General features: G+C 68.5%; 21 protein-coding genes, 2 pseudogenes and 1 other annotated feature. Of the genes and pseudogenes, 13 read left to right on the top strand and 10 right to left on the bottom strand.

Features of this window, described 5'->3' with window-relative positions:
• Positions 1-62: 62 nt before the first annotated feature.
• The 4 genes from F1D61_RS30295 to F1D61_RS34600 all read left to right on the top strand — a co-directional run bounded on the left by F1D61_RS30295 (position 63) and on the right by F1D61_RS34600 (position 3,462).
• Positions 63-428 carry a hypothetical protein gene (locus tag F1D61_RS30295; RefSeq protein WP_203155637.1) on the top strand — a complete coding sequence of 122 codons (366 nt, stop codon included), beginning with the start codon at positions 63-65 and terminating at the stop codon, positions 426-428.
• A 721-nt stretch (positions 429-1,149) separates the two neighbouring features.
• On the top strand, positions 1,150-2,007 hold the full coding sequence (locus F1D61_RS30300; RefSeq protein WP_203155638.1) for an outer membrane protein: 858 nt from the start codon (positions 1,150-1,152) through the stop codon (positions 2,005-2,007).
• 354 nt (positions 2,008-2,361) lie between these two features.
• Positions 2,362-2,763, top strand: a complete 402-nt coding sequence (locus tag F1D61_RS30305) for a hypothetical protein (RefSeq protein ID WP_203155639.1) — start codon at positions 2,362-2,364, stop codon at positions 2,761-2,763.
• A 375-nt stretch (positions 2,764-3,138) separates the two neighbouring features.
• The gene (locus F1D61_RS34600; protein WP_246775613.1) at positions 3,139-3,462 is read left to right on the top strand and encodes a toll/interleukin-1 receptor domain-containing protein; all 324 of its coding nucleotides are present in this window, start codon (positions 3,139-3,141) and stop codon (positions 3,460-3,462) included.
• A gap of 36 nt (positions 3,463-3,498) precedes the next feature.
• Here F1D61_RS34600 and F1D61_RS30315 read toward each other — a convergent pair.
• Positions 3,499-4,789: pseudogene (locus F1D61_RS30315) on the bottom strand (IS3 family transposase).
• Positions 4,370-4,508 (bottom strand) — a sequence feature (AL1L pseudoknot). (Overlaps the previous pseudogene by 139 nt.)
• 67 nt (positions 4,790-4,856) lie before the next feature.
• Here F1D61_RS30315 and F1D61_RS30320 point away from each other — a divergent pair.
• From F1D61_RS30320 to F1D61_RS30335, 4 genes are all read left to right on the top strand, one after another.
• Complete coding sequence (locus F1D61_RS30320; protein WP_203155640.1) at positions 4,857-5,066, top strand: hypothetical protein; 210 nt, start codon at positions 4,857-4,859, stop codon at positions 5,064-5,066.
• Positions 5,050-5,382, top strand: a complete 333-nt coding sequence (locus F1D61_RS30325) for a hypothetical protein (RefSeq protein ID WP_203155641.1) — start codon at positions 5,050-5,052, stop codon at positions 5,380-5,382. Before F1D61_RS30320 ends, F1D61_RS30325 begins: the two co-directional genes overlap by 17 nt.
• 470 nt (positions 5,383-5,852) lie before the next feature.
• A complete protein-coding gene (locus F1D61_RS30330) occupies positions 5,853-6,314 on the top strand; it encodes a hypothetical protein (RefSeq protein WP_203155642.1) in 462 nt (153 codons plus the stop codon).
• A gap of 43 nt (positions 6,315-6,357) precedes the next feature.
• Positions 6,358-6,681 (top strand): hypothetical protein, encoded by a 324-nt coding sequence (locus F1D61_RS30335; RefSeq protein ID WP_203155643.1) that lies wholly within the window; start codon positions 6,358-6,360, stop codon positions 6,679-6,681.
• 335 nt (positions 6,682-7,016) lie between these two features.
• Here the strand turns inward: F1D61_RS30335 and F1D61_RS30340 are convergent, their stop codons facing one another.
• On the bottom strand, positions 7,017-7,610 hold the full coding sequence (locus tag F1D61_RS30340) for a metallophosphoesterase (protein ID WP_348649406.1): 594 nt from the start codon (positions 7,608-7,610) through the stop codon (positions 7,017-7,019).
• A 4-nt stretch (positions 7,611-7,614) separates the two neighbouring features.
• Entirely contained in the window at positions 7,615-8,664 is a 1,050-nt protein-coding gene (locus F1D61_RS30345; RefSeq protein ID WP_203155644.1) for a hypothetical protein, read from the bottom strand.
• 987 nt (positions 8,665-9,651) lie between these two features.
• Here F1D61_RS30345 and F1D61_RS30350 point away from each other — a divergent pair.
• Positions 9,652-10,221, top strand: coding sequence for a hypothetical protein (locus tag F1D61_RS30350; RefSeq protein ID WP_203155645.1), 570 nt, complete (start codon positions 9,652-9,654; stop codon positions 10,219-10,221).
• Between the two features lie 225 nt (positions 10,222-10,446).
• On the opposite strand, the gene F1D61_RS30355 is transcribed toward F1D61_RS30350, so the two are convergent.
• The 5 genes from F1D61_RS30355 to F1D61_RS30375 all read right to left on the bottom strand — a co-directional run bounded on the left by F1D61_RS30355 (position 10,447) and on the right by F1D61_RS30375 (position 14,815).
• Positions 10,447-11,232 carry an ABC transporter ATP-binding protein gene (locus tag F1D61_RS30355; RefSeq protein ID WP_203155646.1) on the bottom strand — a complete coding sequence of 262 codons (786 nt, stop codon included), beginning with the start codon at positions 11,230-11,232 and terminating at the stop codon, positions 10,447-10,449.
• Positions 11,226-12,221 carry an ABC transporter permease subunit gene (locus F1D61_RS30360; protein WP_203155647.1) on the bottom strand — a complete coding sequence of 332 codons (996 nt, stop codon included), beginning with the start codon at positions 12,219-12,221 and terminating at the stop codon, positions 11,226-11,228. The genes F1D61_RS30355 and F1D61_RS30360 overlap by 7 nt, the downstream gene beginning before the upstream one ends.
• Before the next feature lie 10 nt (positions 12,222-12,231).
• Positions 12,232-13,308: an ABC transporter substrate-binding protein gene (locus F1D61_RS30365; RefSeq protein ID WP_203155648.1), complete on the bottom strand. Its 1,077-nt coding sequence runs from the start codon at positions 13,306-13,308 to the stop codon at positions 12,232-12,234.
• 42 nt (positions 13,309-13,350) lie between these two features.
• A complete protein-coding gene (locus tag F1D61_RS30370; RefSeq protein ID WP_203155649.1) occupies positions 13,351-13,899 on the bottom strand; it encodes an OsmC family protein in 549 nt (182 codons plus the stop codon).
• Between the two features lie 310 nt (positions 13,900-14,209).
• Positions 14,210-14,815: a TetR/AcrR family transcriptional regulator gene (locus F1D61_RS30375; RefSeq protein WP_203159349.1), complete on the bottom strand. Its 606-nt coding sequence runs from the start codon at positions 14,813-14,815 to the stop codon at positions 14,210-14,212.
• A gap of 76 nt (positions 14,816-14,891) precedes the next feature.
• On the opposite strand from F1D61_RS30375, the gene F1D61_RS30380 reads away from it, so the two are divergent.
• The 4 genes from F1D61_RS30380 to F1D61_RS30395 are packed head-to-tail and all read left to right on the top strand — an operon-like array spanning position 14,892 to position 17,916.
• Positions 14,892-15,680: an alpha/beta fold hydrolase gene (locus tag F1D61_RS30380; protein WP_203155650.1), complete on the top strand. Its 789-nt coding sequence runs from the start codon at positions 14,892-14,894 to the stop codon at positions 15,678-15,680.
• The gene (locus F1D61_RS30385) at positions 15,677-16,138 is read left to right on the top strand and encodes an ABC transporter permease (protein WP_203155651.1); all 462 of its coding nucleotides are present in this window, start codon (positions 15,677-15,679) and stop codon (positions 16,136-16,138) included. The genes F1D61_RS30380 and F1D61_RS30385 overlap by 4 nt, the downstream gene beginning before the upstream one ends.
• A 13-nt stretch (positions 16,139-16,151) precedes the next feature.
• The gene (gene soxC / locus F1D61_RS30390) at positions 16,152-17,375 is read left to right on the top strand and encodes a sulfite dehydrogenase (RefSeq protein WP_203155652.1); all 1,224 of its coding nucleotides are present in this window, start codon (positions 16,152-16,154) and stop codon (positions 17,373-17,375) included.
• Positions 17,365-17,916: a c-type cytochrome gene (locus F1D61_RS30395; protein WP_203155653.1), complete on the top strand. Its 552-nt coding sequence runs from the start codon at positions 17,365-17,367 to the stop codon at positions 17,914-17,916. The genes soxC and F1D61_RS30395 overlap by 11 nt, the downstream gene beginning before the upstream one ends.
• 337 nt (positions 17,917-18,253) lie before the next feature.
• Here F1D61_RS30395 and F1D61_RS30400 read toward each other — a convergent pair whose 3' ends face one another.
• Together F1D61_RS30400 and F1D61_RS30405 are read right to left on the bottom strand one after the other, a co-directional pair.
• The gene (locus F1D61_RS30400; RefSeq protein WP_246775615.1) at positions 18,254-19,351 is read right to left on the bottom strand and encodes an NtaA/DmoA family FMN-dependent monooxygenase; all 1,098 of its coding nucleotides are present in this window, start codon (positions 19,349-19,351) and stop codon (positions 18,254-18,256) included.
• A gap of 461 nt (positions 19,352-19,812) precedes the next feature.
• A pseudogene (locus tag F1D61_RS30405) lies at positions 19,813-20,091 on the bottom strand (acetyl-CoA C-acyltransferase); the annotation flags it as partial.
• Positions 20,092-20,099: the final 8 nt, after the last annotated feature.

Consider the following 20,099-nt stretch of genomic DNA (forward strand, 5'->3'; position numbering starts at 1 on the left):
TTTTTTTAACATTGCGTCGCATTTAAGAAATTGATTCAGATAAATATGATTCGCGCCAAAGCATGGTGACACCATCGAAACTCGGGGAATACATCATGCGAATTTTTAAGAAGAACGCCATCAGCGCCGACAAGCTTCGCGCTGAGCTCGAGGAGGCTCGGCGCTTCCAGGAGCAGTGCCTCGCCAGCGGCGTGAACCCCAGCACCTGGATGGAGACCGCTTTCGAGGAAGCCGACTTCGCGTTCGGCTACTGGCCGGATGACACCGGCATCGAGCGGGCCATCCTGAAAGGAGATAATCTCCTGAAGGAAATTGTAGAAGGGAAGGAGGTCGAGCAGTTTCGCGTTCTGCGTGTTCTCTGCCGGGAGCAGGCGGAGGCGGAAGCCATGTCCCAGTTGTGGGGCGACGACCGTCCCAAGGCGGCCTAAGCGGCGCGGGCCTTCCCTGCCCGCCGCTCGGCATCCCTCCGGGCGTAGCGGTCGCTCACCGCAGCGGCATCGCGGGGTAGCCTTTCCTGGCTGGGGGCGCCTGGCGCAACGCGTGGGCGAGCCGCGGGCTAAGGGGACGACCGGCCGGAGCAGCGGCCTCACAATTCCCCTCCGTCCTGCCCAGCGAACCCCCGGACATTCAGGCGGACATCGGTGATGCCAGTTTACGCCCACGCCACGTACACCCCGATCTAAGGATAGCTGCTCTCCCGAGAGGCTCTCGATCCTAACCCAGAGGGGAGCTTGCCACATCGCTCGGGAGTTTGCCGCGTGCTGTTTTGACCCGTGCTTTTGACCCAAAGTGGTTCCTCAGGAGCGATGTCAGGAATGTCCGGTCGCGAGAGCTTTCCGGACATTTGATTTCATGACACGGTTTCCTGAAATTCGCCGCATCGCCGGCTCTCGCGTCAAACGCGTCAGCGCCAGCGGTCCTTCTGGCTGTCAGGAACAGGTCGTTTTCTGGACACCCGTGCGGTTAGCATTTTCCAGGCTTAGGCCTCGCCAAACCGAAGTGCGGCTTGGAAGCCACACCAAGCCCCAAAGGGTCATGCACGACCTGTTTTTGGCCCAGAAGATTGGACCATCGTGCTTAAGCTCAGCGTTATGCTCACAGCCACGGCTCAGACCGGCGGTGGGATCAGCCCGAACTCAGGTGGTGCCGATGTTGAGGAAGCTTCTTCTGGCCAGTGCGACCATCGCCACCTCCGGCGCGGCATTGGCTGCTGACCTGCCCCGTCGCGCAGCACCTCCGGTGTTTACCCCGGTTGCCCCGGTATTCACCTGGACCGGCGCCTACTTCGGCATCAACGCCGGCTACGTCTTCGACAGCGACACACGCTTCGATCGCACGACCGGCGACCTCGCCAACAACAATGCCGCGCTGGCCGTTGGCCTGCGCCCAACCGCAGCTCGCGTGCGCAACGACGGGTTCACCGGCGGCGGCCAGATCGGCTACAACTACCAGTTCACGCCGGGCTCGGGCTTCGTGATCGGTATCGAGGCGGACGCCGCCTACACCGACCTCGACCGTACCCGCACGCTGAGCAACACCACGAACTTCGGCCCACTCGTCACGCCCGGCGCAGTCGCCACCACACGGGTCAACACCTACCAAGGCGGCCTCGACTTCCTCGGCACCGTCCGTGGGCGCGTCGGCTACGCCTTTGACCCCTTCATGGTTTATGGCACGGGCGGCTTCGCCTATGGCGGCGTCAACAACCGCGTGACCTTCTTCGCTCCGAACGGCACGATCCCGTTCTTCGACGGGCGGCAGAACGACATCCAGACCGGCTACGCCTACGGCGGCGGCGTCGAGTACGCGCTGCCCACCGACTCGTTCTTCAACTTCTTCCGCTCAAGCGCGGTGACGCTGAAGGCCGAGTACCTGCACTACAACCTTGGCGGCGAGCGCTTCGCAATCCCTGGTGTCAATGGAGGGCCAGGCAATTACAGCGCTCGAGTGCGTAACGATGGCGATCTCGTGCGTGCAGGCCTGAATTACAAGTTTGGTACGTTCTAGTCGCTCAATACCTGCTCAAGACCGGCAATGCTGAACAGAGGCCCAATGTTTCATTTTGGGCCCTAAGTTCCGCTCCGGGCTAGATTGAAGAATCGTGGGGCCGTCTCCGGAAGGGGGCGGCCCCACGCACGTTCGGAGACCCTCCAGGGAAACCAGCCGCCCTTGCGCTGCACCAGCTTTGCCCACGGCTTGGGAGGGCGGGACGAACCACTGCATGACTGCGTGTTCCCGGACGAGGCGAACTGGAAACCATCCCGAAGGAAGGTGCCGCGGACGGCCTCCCGAGGCGGGGCGCTCGCCAACCTTCTAAATCGCGTGCGTCCAGGCTGCCGACGGTTTCGCTGGAGGTTCGCCATGGATTGGAAGCGCCGGGTCGTCGAGATGGGTGTCCTTACCCGCAACGACGACGACGAGGGGAGGCAGGGGACCTTCGGAGTCTTGGAGCGGGCCGACGTCGTATGGGCAGCCTGGTCGGACGACGGGCAGACACCGGCGATACGGGTCGTTCGTGGCCGAGACCTGACCGGCCCGGCCCTCCGCCACGGCGTCCTCCTCGTCGAGAGTGAGGCGGGGGCACTAGATCCCGCCGAGACCCACGGCGAAGTGATCGGCCTTCTCGACGACGGTAAGACGCTGGACATACCGGAGCCTGCCGTCCCGCCGCACCTGATCGACCTCGTGATGACAGACCCGGTCATGTTCCACGATGGAGCCGAGATGGATTTCGCTCCCCTTCGCGAGGCCGAGCGGGCCTGACGTATGCAAGTTCCGCGGGACCCCCAGCGAACGTCACGACCGTCGGACATCGGCATCGCATCGCGGCGTTTCCTCATGTCGAGTACACCAGTCCTCGCGTGCCGGCAGGCGCTGTTTTCGAGGCAGACCCCTCGGGCCGGCCACCGTTGACGAGGGACTCGCGCATCTCGTGCATTCGTCGGCCCACAAGCCTTGAGTCAACCCGGCCACGGACGCGGGTTCCCAAGCCGGCAAACAGCGCGATCCCGCAGGCGTGGCCAGGCGCGGCCAGGCGCGTCGGCGTCGGCTATCGCGTTGAGCATCCACAACTAATCAGGGAACAAAACAGGCCCGAAAGTCCTGTCCTGGACTTGGCAGTCACGCTCCGGAGGGACCATGGCCGCACGAACCCGCACTCGAACCGCGAAGGCGCCCCCCGGCTCCGCGGCGGCGAAGTCCCGGACGCCGAATGCCCAGGCCGCGGCCAATGCCAACGCGCGCACCCCCACGGGCAAGCCGGAGGTCAGGATCTTCGTGTCCTACTCCCACGTCGACGCGGCCGCCCGGGCGAAGCTCGAAACCCATCTCGCGCCTCTCATCAGGGACGGGGTCAGCACCTGGTTCGACGGACGCATGGACCCGGGCGACGCGCTCGACGCCGGCATCTCCAGGGCCCTGAGGCAGGCCCACATCCTCGTGGCCCTGCTCAGCCCCGAGTGAACCGCTCCGGGTTTCTCGGAGGCTGTTTGTGTTGGGTCAGGCGGCCAAGGCTTGGTCGCTGACGTGGGTATAATAGTGCGCCTCGGCCTCGGCCTCGGCGGGAGGGATGTTGCCGATCGGCGCGAGCAGGCGGTGGTGGTTGTACCAGTCGACCCATTCCAGGGTGGCGTACTCGACCGCCTCGAAGGAGCGCCATGGGCCGCGTCGGTGGATCACCTCTGCCTTGAACAAGCCGTTGATCGTCTCCGCGAGGGCATTGTCGTATGAGTCGCCGACGCTGCCGACGGACGGCTCGATACCCGCTCCGGCCAAGCGCTCAGTGTAGCGCAAAGCCAAGTATTGCGAGCCGCGGTCCGAATGATGAACCAGGCCGCTGCCCTGGACAGGACGACGCTCGTACAGCGCCTATTCCAGAGCATCCAGAACGAAGCTCGCGTGAGCACTGCGCGAGGCTCGCCAGCCGGAGCCTGCCCTCGGGCCGGCGAAGCCGGACCCGGGGGATGCGTCGGGCGAACACATCGATGACGAAGGCCACATAGACGAAGCCCGACCACGTCGCCACGTAGGTGAAGTCGCTGACCCACAGAGCATTCGGCCGGGGCGCCTTGAACTGACGGTTGACGCGGTCGAGGGGGCAAGCTGCGGCCGGGTCAGGGATCGTGGTGCGAACGGTTCTGCCACGCACCACCCCCGCCAAGCCCATCCTGCGCATCAGCCGCGCCACCGTGCATCGCGCGGTCACGATCCCCTCTCGGGCCAGCTGCCGCCAGATCTTACGCACGCCGTAGACACAGAAGTTCGCCTCGAACACGCGCTGGATCTCGATCATCAACGCGGCGTCGCTGCGAGTGCGAACCGGCTGCTTCTCGGGATCGGCACGCCGGGCAGCGTGCAGGTAGTAGGTCGACGGGGCGATCGGCAGCACCCTGCAGATCGGCCTCATCCTGAGGCTCTCGAAGGACGACCCCGTAGACGGCCCGATGATCGTCGATGAAGCTGATCATGGCCGAGACCGGCGGTCGAGCTCCGCCATCGCGAAATATGCGCTCGCCTTGCGCAGGATCTCGTTGGCCTGGCGTAGCTCACGGTTCTCCCGTTCGAGCGCCTCGATCCGCTCGCGCTCGTCCGTCGTCCGGCCAGGACGCACGCCCTGGTCGCGTTCGGACTGGCGCACCCAGTTCCGCAGTGTCTCGCCCGAGCAGCCAATCTTGGCGGCGATCGACTGGATCGCCGACCACTGCGAGCCATGCTCGCCCTCGTGCTCGCAGACCATCCGCACGGCGCGCTCACGCACCTCAGGGGAAAACGGCGTTGTTCGCTTCGTCATGGCTCCATCCTCTCAGAAGTTGGAGCCTCCGGGAAACCCGGAGCGGTTCATCCTCAGGTGCTCCGAATTGACCGTCGTGCGCATCGCGGCCAAGTGCGGCATCCGGATCGGGCGCTTCGACTACGCCGTCGCGGTGACGCCGGAGTTCGAGGCCGCCCTGAAGGCCTGGGCGCGGAAACCCAAGAGGAAGCCGGAGCGCATCCCCGCCCGCGACATCCAGGTCCGTGCCTTCCACCGCGAGACCGATGTGGGAGGGTTCTATGCCTACGCCCGCTGAGCCCCGCGGGATCTTTGTCGACGCTCTATGGCGCCTCGACGTTACGGAGACGAAGCGGCGCCTCGCCCTGGTGCGGGCCGCCTGCCGCGCCGCCTCCATCGAGGCCGGCGGGGACAAAGAGTTCGATGCCGCGCTCGCCCGCGTCGACGCCGACCTCCTCTACGCCGCGCAGCGCGCCGTCGAGGTCCTCGCGACGGAGCTCGCCATGCACGAGCGCGACCGCGGCCCGCCGCCGGACACCCCGGTCGCGGAAACGAGCCCGCCGCCGGTTCGCGGCGCCCGCCTTCCCCGCCTCACTCCCAGGACCTCGCCATGATCGACACGACAAAGGCCCTCCACGCCCTCGCCGGGGAAGTCGCTGCCTCCGGCGGCCGCCCCGCCATGCAAGTCGCCCGCTCAATGATCGCGCGTCTCGACCGCGCGGGGCCGCGAGATTGCGCCGGACGAGCACCACCTGGTCCTTCGCGAGTCCATCACCGGCCGGGTGAGGGAGAGCAGGCACAGCCTGCTGAGCGCGTACCTCCACGTCGTCTGCGGGGACGGCGGCGCGACCGAGTTCCTCGACGTCTACGACGAGCACGTCGCCCTCGCGAGTTAACCACTTGTTAACCGTGTTCAAGCACCGGGCGGTCGCCGGACCGCTCAAGACTTGCGGGCCGGCGCCTGCCGGGGTATCCATAAGGTCAGTTTCGACGGTAACCATACCTCGAACCTTGACTCGACTGCGCGGCCATCATGGCCTTGTTTCGTGCGCATGGGGCGACCCGCCCTGCGCACGAGGAATCCATGGCCGACACGAAGTCCCGCAGCCGCCTTCTGGCAGAGACCGGCCACGCCATCCTCTCGATGGGCGTCACCAGCTCCACGGCCTACCTGGCCCTTGGCAGCGAGGCGGAGCGCGAGGCGTTCCTTCGCGCCCTGTTCGATGACAATGACGTCGTCTACCTCGTTTTCTGGCTCAACGCTGACGAGTTCACGTTCCTTCCTGCGAAGGGGGATAGGGCGCTCGCCGCGGTGGGGCCCGCCACGAAGGCGGATGCCTTTTTCGTAGCCTCGTTTGAGGAGGCGATCATTCTCGGCATGGACCTGGGCGACGACGATGCTCGCCGGTACCTCCCGAGGCTGACGCCTTCGCACATCCCGCCCACGAGCCGGTTCCGCGCGTTCGACGAGGAGTTCCTGACGGCGGCCGAGGAGCGCCGGCGGCGCCGGGATGCCAAGCGCGCGAAGGGGGCGGCCCATGGCTAAGCGCCCCCGCCGAAAGGCCCGCCTGGCCCCGCGGCCTGTCCCGGTGGCGACCGACGAGGCCATCGAGCGCCTGGAGCGGTACCTCTACCAGCGCTTCGGGTCGCTGCCTCGCCCGGTCACGCACGTCTCCCGGGCTAGGACGCTGGACGACGGATTCGCCGCCGACGTCCAGCTTTTCGACGGCAGCCGCTCCATCCTCATCGTGCGCCACGTGGAGGGGCGCGATCCTGAGGAGCGGTGGTGCATGCGGGGAAAGTACGAGCCGGAGGGTCCCTCCGGCTTCTACTGGAACACCATCGCAGAGGGCTGGGTCCGCGCCACCGATGAGGAGGCTGAGGCAGCTATAGCGGCAGGGCACTGCCTGTAACACCAGAGGCCGTGCCTAAGGGCACGGATGAACCAGCCTTCACATCCGAGGCCACCACCGTGAACCCCCGTGCCAACATGAGCACGGATTACCCATCGTGCGCGATTCCACCGGTCAGTTGTCCAACCCCGTGCCATTGCGAGCACGGATTGCCCCTCCTTCACTTGCGCGGCCACTACCGCGAACTCCCCGTGCCTCTGAGCACGGATAACTCAAAGGGCTCTGCAGGCCCACCTCCGTGGCGGCCACACACGGGTCAAAGTGGCCATGAACGCGCTGCCCGCCGGGAGGCCCTGCGGCGCGGTCGAAACCGAACCGCATTCCGAGAGGCGGGGCTAGTCGTCCCCGCCTTCGGCCTCCATCGCGCGCCCGAGCCGGAGCTCCTCAGGCTCCTCGGGCGTCGCCGCCATCCTCTCGCGGATCTCCTCAAGCGAGGCCGGCCGGTAACCCCACCGGTCGACGCCGACGTCGCAGCTTCGCGCCGTGTCCGGCAGGAGCCCGTGCGTGTGCCCGAAGCAGTGGCGCGAGCCCCGGAATGCGCCGACCCAGGCGCGCATCGGGTAGTGGGAAAAGACCCACCTTTCGCCGGCAAGCTTCGGCGTCGCCAAGTCGTAGACGGCGTGCCAGCCCAAGCCGGTCGTCTTTGTCTTGTCGTGGTTGCCCCGGCATAGAATCTTGCGGCCGCGCAGGCGCCGAAATAGCGCCGCGAGCTCTTCCGGCGTTCCCCCGAGCGCGAAGTCGCCGAGGTGCCAGACCTCGTCGCGCGGGCCGACGACCGAGTTCCAGGCTTGCACCAGGAACTCGTTGTGCTCCGCGACGTCGGCGAACGGGCGACCGCACATGGCGAGCACGCCGACGTGGTTGAAGTGCGTATCGGCGGTTACGAAAATGGTCATGAGGGCAGCCTCCGTAGCAGGGGCTGCCGCCACGCGGTCACGCCCCGGATGGTCTATTGGTTGCGGTGGGGCGTATCGGGCGTTTCACGGCGTCTCTCCGTCGGCCGGCGTTTCGAGACTGTGTGGATCGCAACTCGAGATTCGGCGGGCAAGCGGGGGCGGCCGCCTCCGGCGAGTTATCCCTGGGCTCCGTCGGTTTCCGCTCCTCGGCGGGCTTGCGCTTCGTGCGGGGAGGGCGGGGAGGGGGCTCTGGCAGGGGGATGAGGGCCAGCGCGGCGCGCTCCCGCTCGTAGGCCTCCAGGACGGCGTCGACCCAGAGTGTCATGCCCTCCGCCTTCAGCGCCATGCGTTGCGAGCGGTCGTAGTGCAGCCGCGTCACGGCCTCGGTCCGCTCGCGCTCGTCCTCGTTCTTGCTGGGCTTGTGCGCAAGCATGGCGCTCGCCGCGCCGCCCAGCCTGCGGTCGCCGAGATAGGTGCCGAGGCCGCGCCGGGCGTCGTGCGGGATCCAGCGCTCGATGCCGTGCAGTGCGAAGAAGTCCTGTCGCCCAGGCTTCGGGTTCCCGTCGGCGTCGAGGCCCTGGAGCCGGCCCAGAACCTTATTGACCGTGCCCTGGTCGGCGTGGCTCTCGCTGCGGGCGGAGGGGCATGCCCAGGGCGAACGCTCGTCAAGCTCCGCCCAGATTCGCTCCAGCACCGCCAACGCGGCCGGGGGCAGCGGAAGGGCATGGGGACGGCCACCGGACCGCCCACCCTTCATTTCGACCCCGGTCCAGTTCGCGCTCAGCCAGCCCGGCATGCCGTCCAACGAGAACAGGCGGTCACGCCGGAGAACCGACACCGGGAACGTTCGCTGGCCCGTAAGGACGACGAGCCACAGCATGGCGAGCGCCCCCGTCCCGGTTCTATGCTCCGTCTGCCCGAGCGACCTGTGCCGCTCGGCGACGGCCAGCGTCCGGGCGAGTTCGTCGACGGTCGGGACGTGGTCGCGCGTGCCGGGCTTGTACCGGATCGCCCAGCGCTTCCACCATTCATAATCGCAGGTGTCGAGGCCGCTGATGCCGGCGTTGTACTGCCAGGCCCACGACATCATTTCCTTGGCCCTGCTGGACGACCCGGCGCGCCGCAGAGACCGCGTTGCTCTTCACGACCGCGTTCCGGACGCCCTCCAGATCGGCGATGCGGACATCGGAGACGAGCCGGTCCCGGATGCGGTCGAACGCGGGGTGGCGCAGGTAAGCCTCGTACTTGCGTTCATAGCCCGGCTTGAGGTCGGGCGCCTTGGCCGCGAGGAACTCCTCCGTGAGGTCCGCGCCAGAGCCAGGGCCCGTAGGCGCGCCGGTCGGCCTCGGTCTGCCCCGGGGTGTCGTCCACCGCCGCGGCGACCTCGGCGGACGCAGCCACGTCGGCCGTCTGGCCCATCGACGCCTCGAAGGCCGAAACCTGGCGCCGGGGGTCCCGACCGCGCTTGAGAGAGATCTTCGCGAGGGCGGCTTAACGGAAAGCCTGGGCCGGGGGCGGCTCCGTGAAATTGTCATCCACCCCCGGGGGTGGATGACGTTTTTACGGGGCGGGCACGTCGCGGTCCGGAGGGCGCCGGCTCCCAAGGTCAGCGTACCGGGCCCGACACCTGGGGGACGTATTGGCTCGCCCCCGCTTGCCCCACGCCTTGGGCTACCGGCACGCCACCATCTCCTGTCCATGGCGCCCTTCGACGAAGAGCGAGGCATCGTCACCACGTCGACGCCTCAGATGGACCACAGGATTTGCAAGAAGATCCCGGGGGGCAGCGGCATTTCGTCGAGCGCGAGAGCCTGCGGAGGCGTGTGACGGAGATCCGGCACAGCCACCTCTCGGCGCTTCTCATGTCGTCGCTGGCGACGGAGACGCTAACGAATATCTGGCGCCCTTTGGCGAGTCTGCCGCCTTTGCTGGTTAACCACTTATTAACCATCCCGGTGGATGTCCCGATGTTTACCATGACATGCGAAGGCATCTGGGATAGGATGGACTGACGATTACAGCCGGATTTGTCTCCTTTGTATGGGGCATGTCGCCCCTGCGTGGGAGCTTTGACGTGTCGGAACATGGATTGCGCCGGGAACGGTACCCGGTCGGCGACTTCATCTGGACTAACCTGAGCGAGGCGGAGCGCGCCCATCTCCGCCGGTTCGCGCGTGACGCAGACGGGCGTGACGAGGAAGACGAGGGATATTGCACCCTGGGAAACGCGGGCCTCAGCGTGCCTGGCGAACCGGGCGAGCCTGTCGAGGATGGGGACCTGCGCCTCCTGCTGGAATACATGTCGTCTGCGCGCCTCATCGACGTCCCGACTGACGAGGGCGAATGGTACTACATCCTCGGTCTCGCGACCCCGACTGAGGGGTCGCGAGACCGTATCGGGCGCCTGTTCGCGTTGGCCACCGACATCGACGATGAGGAGGCCTTCGACGAGGAGGAGCGGTCGGAACGCATCGTGGAGTGGCAGCGGCAGTGTGCCCGGCTCCGGGCGCTCCGGCGGTTGGGCTATCTCGACCCGGAAGTGCCGGCGCGGCCAGCCCTTACGCGGTGGGCCGAGGAGGGCGGTCCTATTCCGGTTGTAGACAACGGGAGCGCGCAACTCGATCTCGACATCGAGGGGGAGTAGCTTACTTACACCGTGCCCTTGGCACGGATAAACCATTGTGCGCGATTCCACCGATTAGATGTCCAACCCCGTGCCAAGAGCACGGATCTCAGGGCTCTGCAGGGCCCACGTTCACTCCGTGGTGGCCACCCTCGGGAAACGTGGCCTGGATCGCGCTGCCCGCCGGGAGGCCCTGCGGCGCGGTCGAAAAACGAACAACCTACAAGTTGGACTGACATGAACTCCTCAGGCGGTTCCGAGAAGGTCCAGGATCGCGCGCCGGTCGGCCACCACGCCCGGGTCCTCGCGGTGGCGCGGATAGGATCGATTGCAAGGTATGTCGGCCCTGATGCGGGCCGGCCGCTCCGAGAAGACCAGGATGCGCTGGGCCAGCATCAGGGCTTCCTCCACGTCGTGGGTCACCAGAAGCGCGGTGAAGCCCTTGTCCTGCCACAGCCGCACCAGCTCGGCCTGCATCGTCAGCCGGGTCAGTGAATCGAGCTTGCCCAGCGGCTCGTCGAGCAGCAGCAGCGGCGGCGCGTTGACGAGAGCGCGGGCTAGTGCCACCCGCTGCGCCATGCCGCCCGAGAGCTGGTGCGGGAAGGCGTCGGCGAAGCCCGACAGGCCGACCAGGGCCAAGGTCTCTTCGATCCGGCCGCGTTCCGCCCGGCCGCGCCCGCGGGCCTCCGGGCCGATCGCGACGTTGCCGAGGACGCTGCGCCAGGGATAGAGCGTCGGGTCCTGGAACACGAGGCCACGGGACGGGTGCGGGCCGCGCAAGGGAGCGCTATCGACGTCGATTCGGCCCTCGTTCGGCGGCTCGAGCCCGGCAACGAGGCGCAGGAGGGTCGACTTCCCGCATCCCGACGGCCCGAGCAGGGCTACGAACTCGCCCGGCGCGACGTCGAACGACACGCCGTCGAGCACCGGGAGCGGCGCCTTCTTCAGCGCGAAGGCGTGGTGCACGTCGCGAAGCGAGACGGCGGCGCCGCGGGCGGGCGCCTCGAATCGTGCGATCAGGCCAGCTACCATTGGACGAGGCCCTTCTGCCAGGAGAGGAGACGGTCGCGCAGCCGGAACAGCAGGGTGATCAGGCCCGAGCAGGCGAGCGCCATCACGGCGAGCGCCGCGTACATGTTGGCATAGGCTGCCCAACCCTGGGCCCATTGAAGGTACCAACCGAGGCCGGCCTTCACGCCCAGCATCTCGGCCACCACCAGCACCGCGAAGGAGCTGCCGAGCCCCATGAACAGCCCGACGAAGACGTGCGGCAGGGCCGCCGGGATCGCGACGCGGAGGATCAGGAAGCCCTCGCGGGCGCCGAGCGTTCGGGCGACGTCGTAATAGGCCTTGTTGACCCCGGCGATGCCCGACCAGGTCAGCACCGTGACGGGAAAGCCGGTGGCGAGCGCGACAAGGAAGGTCGAGGCCGAGCCGCTCGACGGGAAGACGAAGAAGGCGAGCGGTAGCCAGGCGGTGGCTGGCAGCGGGCCGACGAAGCGCAGCACCGGATGCACCCAGTAGCCGACGCTCTGCGACCAGCCGACCGCGACCCCGAGGGTGAAGCCGGCGAGCGCGCCGAGGGCGTAGCCGCCGGCCAGCAGCCGCAGGGAATGCCAGACGCTGTCGGCGAGCCGCGCGTAATCCTCGACGAAGACCTCCAGGATCGCCTGGGGCGGCGGGAAGAACGGCATCGGCAGCCAGGCACGCTTGGCGGTCGCGACCTCCCATAGACCCAGCAGGGCGGCGAGCACGATCAGCCAGGGCGACCAGCCCTGGACCCGCCGGACGAGGCCGGTCTCGCCCGGGGTAAGGAAGCCCGCCGCCAGGATCACCGCCCCGACCCCGGCAAGCCCGATGGCGAGTTCGCGGGTGAGACCGAAATCCCCAAGGTCGAGCGGCAGCGCGACGAGGGCGGAGAGCCCGATCCAGGCGGTGGCCGCAGCGACCGAAGCAGGGGCGGGCAGGAAGGCGGGGCGCCGGACGGTGCCCGCCGCCTGGGGAAGCGCGATGTCGCTCACGGGCGCCGCCTCAGCTCAGGACGTCGGCATAGACGCGCTCGGCGAATCGCTTCGCGTCGGTGCGGGCGCGGATCACCTTCACGGTCTTCAACTCGTCGACGTAAGCCGCGATCTGCTGCTTGAGCTCGGCCCCGAGGGGGTGGTGATGGTGGGTGTGGCTGCGCAGCATCGCGGCGAGTTCGTCCACCGAGCCCTTGCCGCCGTAGCCGGCATAGACCTTGGCGGCGTAGTCGGGATCGTGTGCCACCCGGGTACCGGCCTCGAGCAGCGCCCGGGTGAGGGACGCCGCCACCGGGCGCTCGTCGCGCACCAGCGAGCCGCGCAGCGCCAGGATGCAGCAGGTGCGGTCGTGGTACTCGGCCGAGAGATTGTTGGCGACCTCGGTCAGGCGGGTGTCCTTGGCCCACAGGAAGGTGCGCGGATCGCCGTCAGCGAGCGCCTGGGCCTCGCCCTTCTCGACCGCGAGGTTGAGGAGATCGAGGGGATAGACCCGCCACTCGACCTCGCGTTCGGGATCGATCCCGCGCTTGGCGAGCAGCAGGCTGAAGAAGTTCTTGGCCGGCGAGGCCTGGTCGCTCACCGCGATCACCTTGCCCTTCAGCGACTCCAGGCTGGTCGCCCCGGCCGACTTGGCGCCAAGCAGCCGCATGCAGCCGCCGTGGATGCCCGCCGTGACCTTGACGTCGAAGCCCTGCTCCAGGGGTTTGAGCCAGCGCAGGGCCATGCCGATGCCGGCATCCGCCTTGCCGGTGGCGATCGCCTCCAGCAGCTGCTCGGTCGAGCCGCCGAAATTGACGAACTCGACGTCGAGCCCGTGCCGGGCGAACACCCCGCTCTCCTTGGCGACGGGCGCCGCGGCGGTGCAGATCGCCGAGGCGTTCCAGGCGAGCTTGATCGGGCGCAGGGCGCCTGCAGGCGACGGCCCCTCGGCCGCCACCCGGCATATCGGCGCGCCGGCAAGGTCCGGCACCGGCAGGAGCCCGGCCGAGGAGGGCGAGCCGATGAGGCCGAGCGGTGCCGCGAGGCCGAGCGTGCCGGCGCGGGCGAGGAAGCGGCGGCGGGTGTGGGGAAGGGGAGGGAGCGTCATCGTCCGGGGGCTGTCGGGAAGGCTTCGGCGGGGGTGAGGGCGTCAGGCGGCTTGCGCAGGCGCGTCGGGCGCGCGGTGGTCGAGGGTGCCGCGCACGGTCTGCGGCGAGCGCAGGAGGTTGAGGATCGGGCAGGCGCGATCGACCTCGGCCTCAAGGCGGGCCACCGCCTCGCGGGAGGCCGGCGAGACGATCCGTACGGTGTAGGCCAGGTCATACGGGTGCACCGGCACCGCCTCGAAGCCGGGCCGGCCGGCCCGGGCATCGAGCTGCCCGCTCACCGTGACGTCGACGGCATCGAGGGGCACGCCGAGACGCGCGGCCTGGATCAGGTAGGAATGGGCGAGGCAGCTGCCGAGGATGCCGAGCTGCAGCTCCGGCGAGCCGGGGCCGAGGTTGTAACCGGCGAAGTCCGGCGGGGAATCGGTGACGACCTGATGGTCGCGGATCCGGATCCGGCGCACGCCGCTGCGGCCCTCAACGCTGACCTCTGCGGAGAGCGGCACCGTCCCCAGGCTCCCGGCCTCGATTCGCGTCTCCCGGGCCGCCACGGCCGCGCGCTTCTCCGCCAAGTATTCGTTGAGCGACGTCATGCCGACCTCGTGCGTTCAGCGCGCGTTTTCCGTTCGCGCTTGAGCTGTCGTGAGGCGGTAATTGTGTCGTTGCCGATGCGGGCCGTCAACGAAACGGGATTACTTTATATTTCGATTTCTAGGAACAAGCCTTCGAGATACGGCAGGCGGGTAGGCAATTTCTTCTCGCGGGGCCGCCTGTGCCATCCACGTGGGCAGGTTCGTGCTCCATGGCCTTCGCTGAATCGAGGCCGTGCCGCGACCGCCTGCGGCCAATCCGAGATGGGCCATCCTGCTGGAGGACGCACCGCTTCCCCGCTGCGCATCGCCCTCAATCCTCGGAGAAGCGTGCCGCAATGCCGGCAACGACCTCCTCGACGATGTCGGAGAGTTCCAACGGTGCCACGCCGTCGCGCGCCTGGATCGAGATGCCTTGCATCACGGCGGCCAAGTGCCGGGCCAGCTTCTCCAGTCGGTCGCCCTGCGCGAAGGGAGACAGAACCTGCACGATCCTCCCGCGCAGGGCCTCCCGCCGCGCCGCCGCGTCGCGGGCCAGGTCGGCGTGATCGGGATGACAGGCAACGAGGCCGCTCGAGATCATGCAGCCTCTCTCGTGCTGGCGCTGCGTCACGGCGGTCACGGCACCGGTGAGGAGCGCGCGCACCGCATCCGGCAACGACGATGCCGAGCGGATCGCCGCCACGTCGAGGACGCCTCGGGTCTCCTCGTAGCGCTCCATTGCCCGCCGATAGAGGCCCGCCTTGCTGCCGAAGGCGGCGTACAGGCTCGGAGGGGCGATCCCGATCGCCTTCGTCAGATCCCCGATCGACACGCCCTCGTAGCCATGACGCCAGAACAGCAGCATGGCGGTGTCGATCGCGGCGTCCCGATCGAAGCTCCACGGCCGGCCGCCGCGCCCTGTCGCATCCTGTTTCATAGCGATCACTAAACGGCGCTTGACTAGGTTGGTCAAGTCGATAGCATAGCGATCACTAAACAAACGGATATGCGCCATGGACCATACCCGCCGCGGCCTCGTGGCCACCCTTGCCGCCCTCGGCGCTGCGGCCCTGCCGCTTCAGACAGCATGGCCCGGCGCACCCGCGCGGGCCGACACCGGCGATGGGCCCCGGACGAATGGCCGCGCGGCGTTCACCGCTCGATCGGCCGACGGAACGGCACTGGCGGGCGAGGCCGCGGGCGATCCGGACGCGCCCGAGATCCTCTTCATCCACGGCCTGCGACAGAGCCGGCTGAGCTGGGACAGGCAGTTCGCCGATCCGGCGTTGGCAGCCTTCCGACTCGTGCGCTTCGACCTGCGCGGGCACGGCGATTCCGACAAGCCGGACGCGCTCGCCGCCTATGCCGATCCCGACCGGTGGGCCGACGACGTCGCGGCCGTGATCGCCGCGGCCAGGCTGCGCCGTCCCGTGGTCGTCGGCTGGTCGCTCGGCGGCTACGTCGCAGGCGCGTATCTCCGCAAGCACGGTCCTGCGGGTGTCGCCGGCATCAACCTCGTCGACGCCGTGACCAGGCTGTCGCCGGACCTGCTCACGCCGCTCGCCGGCGACTTCAGCGGGACTGCGACCTCGCACGACCTGGCGACGCGCGCCGCCGCTACAGCCGACTTCCTCGCCGCCTGCTTCCACCGCCTGCCGTCCGACCGTGAGTTTCAGCAGATGCTCGTCGTCAATGGCATGACGGCGCGTGCGGCGAACGAGGGCTTCGTGAAGACCTCGGTTCCCGATCTCGAGCCCGTCTTCGCGGCCTATGACGGCCCCGTCCGACGTTCCATGCCGTGAAGCAGATCGCGGTCCTGGCCTGGATCCCGATCATCTCGATCTGGTTCGGCTTCGCCGAGAGTGCCAAGGTGGTGTTCATCGCGCTCGCCGCCTTCGTGCCGGTGGTGGTGAACACGAAAGAAGGCGTCGCCAGTGCCTCGCCACAGCTCGTCGAGGTCGGCCGGGCGCTCCGCTTCTCACACCGGCAGATGCTGCTGCGGGTGTTCCTGCCCTCCGCACTGCCCTCGATCGCCACCGGCCTCCAGCTGGCGCTGATCTATTCCTGGCTCGCCACCGTCGGGGCCGAATACTTCATGGCGGTCGGCCCCGGTATCGGCGGCCTGATCATCGCCGGGCGCGAGCGCTTCCAGATGGATCTGGTGATGCTCGGCGTCGTGATCCTCGGCCTCGTCGGCTTCCTGCTCAATGCCACCGCCGCCTCGCTCGCCGCCCGCGCGCTGCGCTGGCGCACCGCCTGAAGGATCGTTTCCCATGCCACCATCCTCCGTCCCGCTCTTCGGGCGCCGGAGCTTCCTCGCAGGCGCCCTCGGCGTCAGTGGCGGCGCGCTCGCCGCCGAGGGGCCGTTGCAGGTGCCAGCCTGGACCCGCGAGCCGGGCAGGGGCGTCGCGAGCCCCGGCTACGGCGTGCCCTCGTCCTTCGAGCGCCTCGCCCGCAAGCCCCGCACGACCCCGGCCTTCCCGGGCGCCGCCTCGACCGGCACGCCACTCCAGCACCTCCACGGCACGATCACCCCGAACGGGCTGCATTTCGAGCGCCACCACGGCGGGGTCCCGGCGATCGATCCCGAGCAGCACCGCCTGGTGGTGCACGGCCTCGTCGCGCGGCCCCTGATCCTCACCATGGACGACCTCGCCCGCTTCCCCAGCGTGTCGCGGCTGCACTTTCTCGAATGCTCGGGCAACACGCCGGCCTGGCAGAAAACCAACCCGGCCTGGACGGTGCAGGACACCCATGGGCTCCTCAGCTGCGCCGAGTGGACCGGCGTCGAACTGGCGACGCTCCTCGACGAGGTCGGCGTCAGGCCGGAAGCCGCCTGGCTGCTGGCGGAAGGAGCGGATGCCGCCGCGATGACACGCAGCCTGCCGCTCTCGGCCCTCGACGGCGCGATCCTGGCCTACGCCCAGAATGGCGAGGCCTTGCGGCCGGAGCAGGGCTATCCCTTGCGGCTGTTCCTCCCCGGCCTCGAGGGCAACCTCAGCATCAAGTGGCTGCGCCGGATGAAGTTAGGCGACCGGCCGTTCCAGACCCGGGAGGAGACCTCGAAATACACCGACCTGATGCCCGACGGCACGGCGCGCCAGTTCACCTTCACCATGGAGGCGAAGTCCGTCGTCACCACGCCGTCCGGCGGGCATCAGCTCAATGAGCCGGGCGCCTACGAGATCTCCGGTCTCGCCTGGTCGGGCCGCGGGCGCATCACCGGTGTCGAGGTCTCGGTCGATGGCGGCGCCTCCTGGCGCCCGGCCACTTTGCAGGAGCCGGTGCTGTCGCGCTGCCTCACCCGCTTCCGCCTGCCCTGGTCCTGGGACGGCGGTCCGGCCCTGATCCAGAGCCGCGCCACCGACGAGACCGGCTACCGCCAGCCGACCCGCGAGGCGCTGGTGGCGGCCCGCGGCACGAACTCGATCTACCACTTCAACGGCATCTACGGCTGGCAGGTCGCGGCCGGCGGGAGCGTGCGGCATGTGGCGTGAGATTGTTTCGGGAGCCGCCGTCGGCGCGGCTTGCTTGATCCTCGCAGGACCGGCCGCGGCCGATTCCCTCGGCCCTCACCGCCTTGGCCGGCCCGCGACGCCGGACGCCATTGCCGCCTGGAACATCGACGTGCGCCCCGACGGCGCCGGGCTGCCGCCCGGCCACGGCAGCGTCGCGGAGGGCCGCGCGGTCTTCGCCGCCCGGTGCGCCTCCTGCCACGGCGAGACCGGCCAGGGCGGAGCGGCCGACCGGTTGGTCGGCGGGCAGGGCACGCTTGCGACAGCCAAGCCCGTGCGCACGGTGGGCAGCTTCTGGCCCTACGCCACGACATTGTTCGACTACGTCCGGCGGGCGATGCCGTTCGACGCGCCGCAATCCCTGACCGATGACGAGGTCTACGCGGTCTCGGCCTACCTGCTGCACCTCAACGGGATCGTGCCGGCGGATGCCGTCCTCGACGCGAGGAGCCTGCCCGCCGTGGCGATGCCGAACCGGGCCGGCTTCGTGCCGGATGCCCGGCCGGACGTGAAGGGACCGTGAGTCCTGCCCGGCCTATCCCCACGGCACCTGTCATCCTCCGCGTCATCAGCTCAGAGCTTGCTTGGTTCCGTCCCACGGAATTGACACTCTGCTGGTCATTCCGGGGCCGCGCAGCGGAGCCCGGAATCCAGACGCGCTAACGGTACAGGATCAAGCGGAGTACTCCCCGCCCCGTTCTGGAAGACCTGTGTTTCTGGATTCCGGGCTCCGCTGCGCGGCCCCGGAATGACAAGCAGGATGTCAACTCTGTAGGCTGCAAACAAACGGTCTCGCAGTCAATGCGAACTCGTGTTGATGAAGAGCGAGGCGTGTTACGCGCAGGCGTTCGGCGGGTTCGTCATTGCTTCCCCCGCCGGAACCGTGCCGCCGGATGGCTCGCCGGCAGCAGCCTCTGGCCCGGCCCGACAACCTTCTCCCGCAAGGGGCCCGGCGCGTAGGCGGTCTTGTAGCGGCCGCGGCTTTGCAGTTCCGGCACGACGAGCTCGATGAAGTCGCCGTAGCCCTCGGGCGTCACCGCGTAGCTCAGGTTGAAGCCGTCGATATCGGTCTCGTCCATCCAGGCTTCGAGCGCGTCGGCGACCTGCGCGGCCGAGCCGACCAGCACGGGCCCACGCCCGCCGATGGCGTTGTGGGTGACGATCTCGCGGATCGTCCAGGCCTTTTCCGGCCGGGCGAAGGACTCGACCAGCGACGCGATCGCGTTCTCCTTGCGGATCACCGGGAACGGATCGTCGAGGTCGTAGGGCGCGAGGTCGATGCCGGTCCAGCCCGAGAACAGGGCGAGCGCGCCTTCCGGATCGACGTGGGCGAGGTAGTCGCGGTGCTTGTCGTGCGCCTCCGCCTCGGTGCGCCCGACGATCACCGTCATCAGGGCGAAGAACAGGATCCCGGCGGGATCGCGCCCGCGGGCTGCGGCGCGGCGGCGGGTATCGGCCACGGTCGCCTTGATGGCGGCCTTCGATGGGTCGCTCAGGAACACCGCCTCGGCATGGGCAGCGGCGAAGTCGCGGCCGCGGTTCGACGCGCCGGCCTGGAACAGGAACGGCGTGCGCTGCGGCGAGGGATCGACGAGGTGGATGCCCTCCATCCGGAAATGCTCGCCCGTGTGCTCGATGCGGTGGATCTTTGAGGGATCGGCGAACAGGCCGCGCTCCCGGTCGCGCAACACCGCGCCGTCCTCCCAGCTCTCCTCCCAAAGGCGGTAGACCACGTCGAGGAACTCGTCGGCGATGTCGTAGCGGGTATCGTGCGCGGTGATCCCGGGGCGGCCCACCGCCCGCGAGGCCGCCGCCGAGTAGCCGGTGACGATGTTCCAGGCGATGCGCCCGTCCGTCAGATGGTCGAGGGTCGAGAAGCGCCGCGCCAGGGTGAAGGGCGGCTCGTAGGACACCGAGGCGGTGACGCCGAAGCCGAGATGCTCCGTCACCGACGCCATGGCGGATCCATCCGCCGTCGGGGGCAGTCAGTCCGGGTGCGCCGACGGCCGTCGCGTCGTTCGAGGTGACCCATAGAGTGCCCAGGTGCTCGTCATCTAGGAGGCCGAAGGTCGAGCGCGTCCCACGTTCGCGGGGTTTCAAGAAGGGCATCATGACTGCACCTTCGCCCTCGATCCCAAGGAGGTCTCTATCGGCGATGCTGCTAACGACGAGCGTGCCGTCTGCGAGCGACGTCATGCTCTCCGGGAAGCGACCGGTATTCGGCAGCCTTACTGCCGTTGGGCTGTCAACGGCGGGCACGGGCAAGGCCGCCCCGGACATCGTCAGCGATCGCGCCGAAGGCCTGAGCGCAGTCCGGACCGTCTCGATGCCTCTCGTGACGTGACCTCTTCGTTCACGGAATGCCCGGTTGGTTTGCGTCCGTTGGGAACGGCCAGGGGCAGCCCGGGGCAGGCTCCCGTCACGTCGCCTCGACAGCCAGCGCGATGCCCTGTCCCCCGCCGATGCAGAGGGTAACCAGACCGCGCCGGATGCCGTCGCGACGCATCGAATGGAGCAGGCGGGTGGTCAGCACCGCGCCGGTCGCGCCGATGGAGTGGCCGTGAGCGATGGCGCCGCCCTCGACGTTGACGATGTCCTCGGGCAGGCCGATCTCCTTGGCCACAGCGAGCGGGACGACCGCGAGGGCCTCGTTGATCTCGACCCGCTCAAGGTCGCCGAGCGACCATCCGGCGCGCTTGAACCGCT

The sequence above is a fragment of the Methylobacterium aquaticum genome (assembly GCF_016804325.1).
GTDB classification, from domain to species: domain Bacteria; phylum Pseudomonadota; class Alphaproteobacteria; order Rhizobiales; family Beijerinckiaceae; genus Methylobacterium; species Methylobacterium aquaticum_C.

Coding starts and splice junctions, on each gene's coding strand:
- F1D61_RS30355 (WP_203155646.1), bottom strand. CDS start 11,232: ATGGTAGCTGGCCTGATCGCACGATTCGAGGCGCCCGCCCGCGGCGCC.
- F1D61_RS30380 (WP_203155650.1), top strand. CDS start 14,892: ATGGACCATACCCGCCGCGGCCTCGTGGCCACCCTTGCCGCCCTCGGC.
- F1D61_RS30305 (WP_203155639.1), top strand. CDS start 2,362: ATGGATTGGAAGCGCCGGGTCGTCGAGATGGGTGTCCTTACCCGCAAC.
- F1D61_RS30375 (WP_203159349.1), bottom strand. CDS start 14,815: ATGAAACAGGATGCGACAGGGCGCGGCGGCCGGCCGTGGAGCTTCGAT.
- F1D61_RS30395 (WP_203155653.1), top strand. CDS start 17,365: ATGTGGCGTGAGATTGTTTCGGGAGCCGCCGTCGGCGCGGCTTGCTTG.
- F1D61_RS30300 (WP_203155638.1), top strand. CDS start 1,150: ATGTTGAGGAAGCTTCTTCTGGCCAGTGCGACCATCGCCACCTCCGGC.
- F1D61_RS30345 (WP_203155644.1), bottom strand. CDS start 8,664: ATGTCGTGGGCCTGGCAGTACAACGCCGGCATCAGCGGCCTCGACACC.
- F1D61_RS30330 (WP_203155642.1), top strand. CDS start 5,853: ATGGCCGACACGAAGTCCCGCAGCCGCCTTCTGGCAGAGACCGGCCAC.
- F1D61_RS30365 (WP_203155648.1), bottom strand. CDS start 13,308: ATGACGCTCCCTCCCCTTCCCCACACCCGCCGCCGCTTCCTCGCCCGC.
- F1D61_RS30400 (WP_246775615.1), bottom strand. CDS start 19,351: ATGGCGTCGGTGACGGAGCATCTCGGCTTCGGCGTCACCGCCTCGGTG.
- soxC (WP_203155652.1), top strand. CDS start 16,152: ATGCCACCATCCTCCGTCCCGCTCTTCGGGCGCCGGAGCTTCCTCGCA.
- F1D61_RS30325 (WP_203155641.1), top strand. CDS start 5,050: ATGCCTACGCCCGCTGAGCCCCGCGGGATCTTTGTCGACGCTCTATGG.
- F1D61_RS30370 (WP_203155649.1), bottom strand. CDS start 13,899: ATGACGTCGCTCAACGAATACTTGGCGGAGAAGCGCGCGGCCGTGGCG.
- F1D61_RS30295 (WP_203155637.1), top strand. CDS start 63: ATGGTGACACCATCGAAACTCGGGGAATACATCATGCGAATTTTTAAG.
- F1D61_RS34600 (WP_246775613.1), top strand. CDS start 3,139: ATGGCCGCACGAACCCGCACTCGAACCGCGAAGGCGCCCCCCGGCTCC.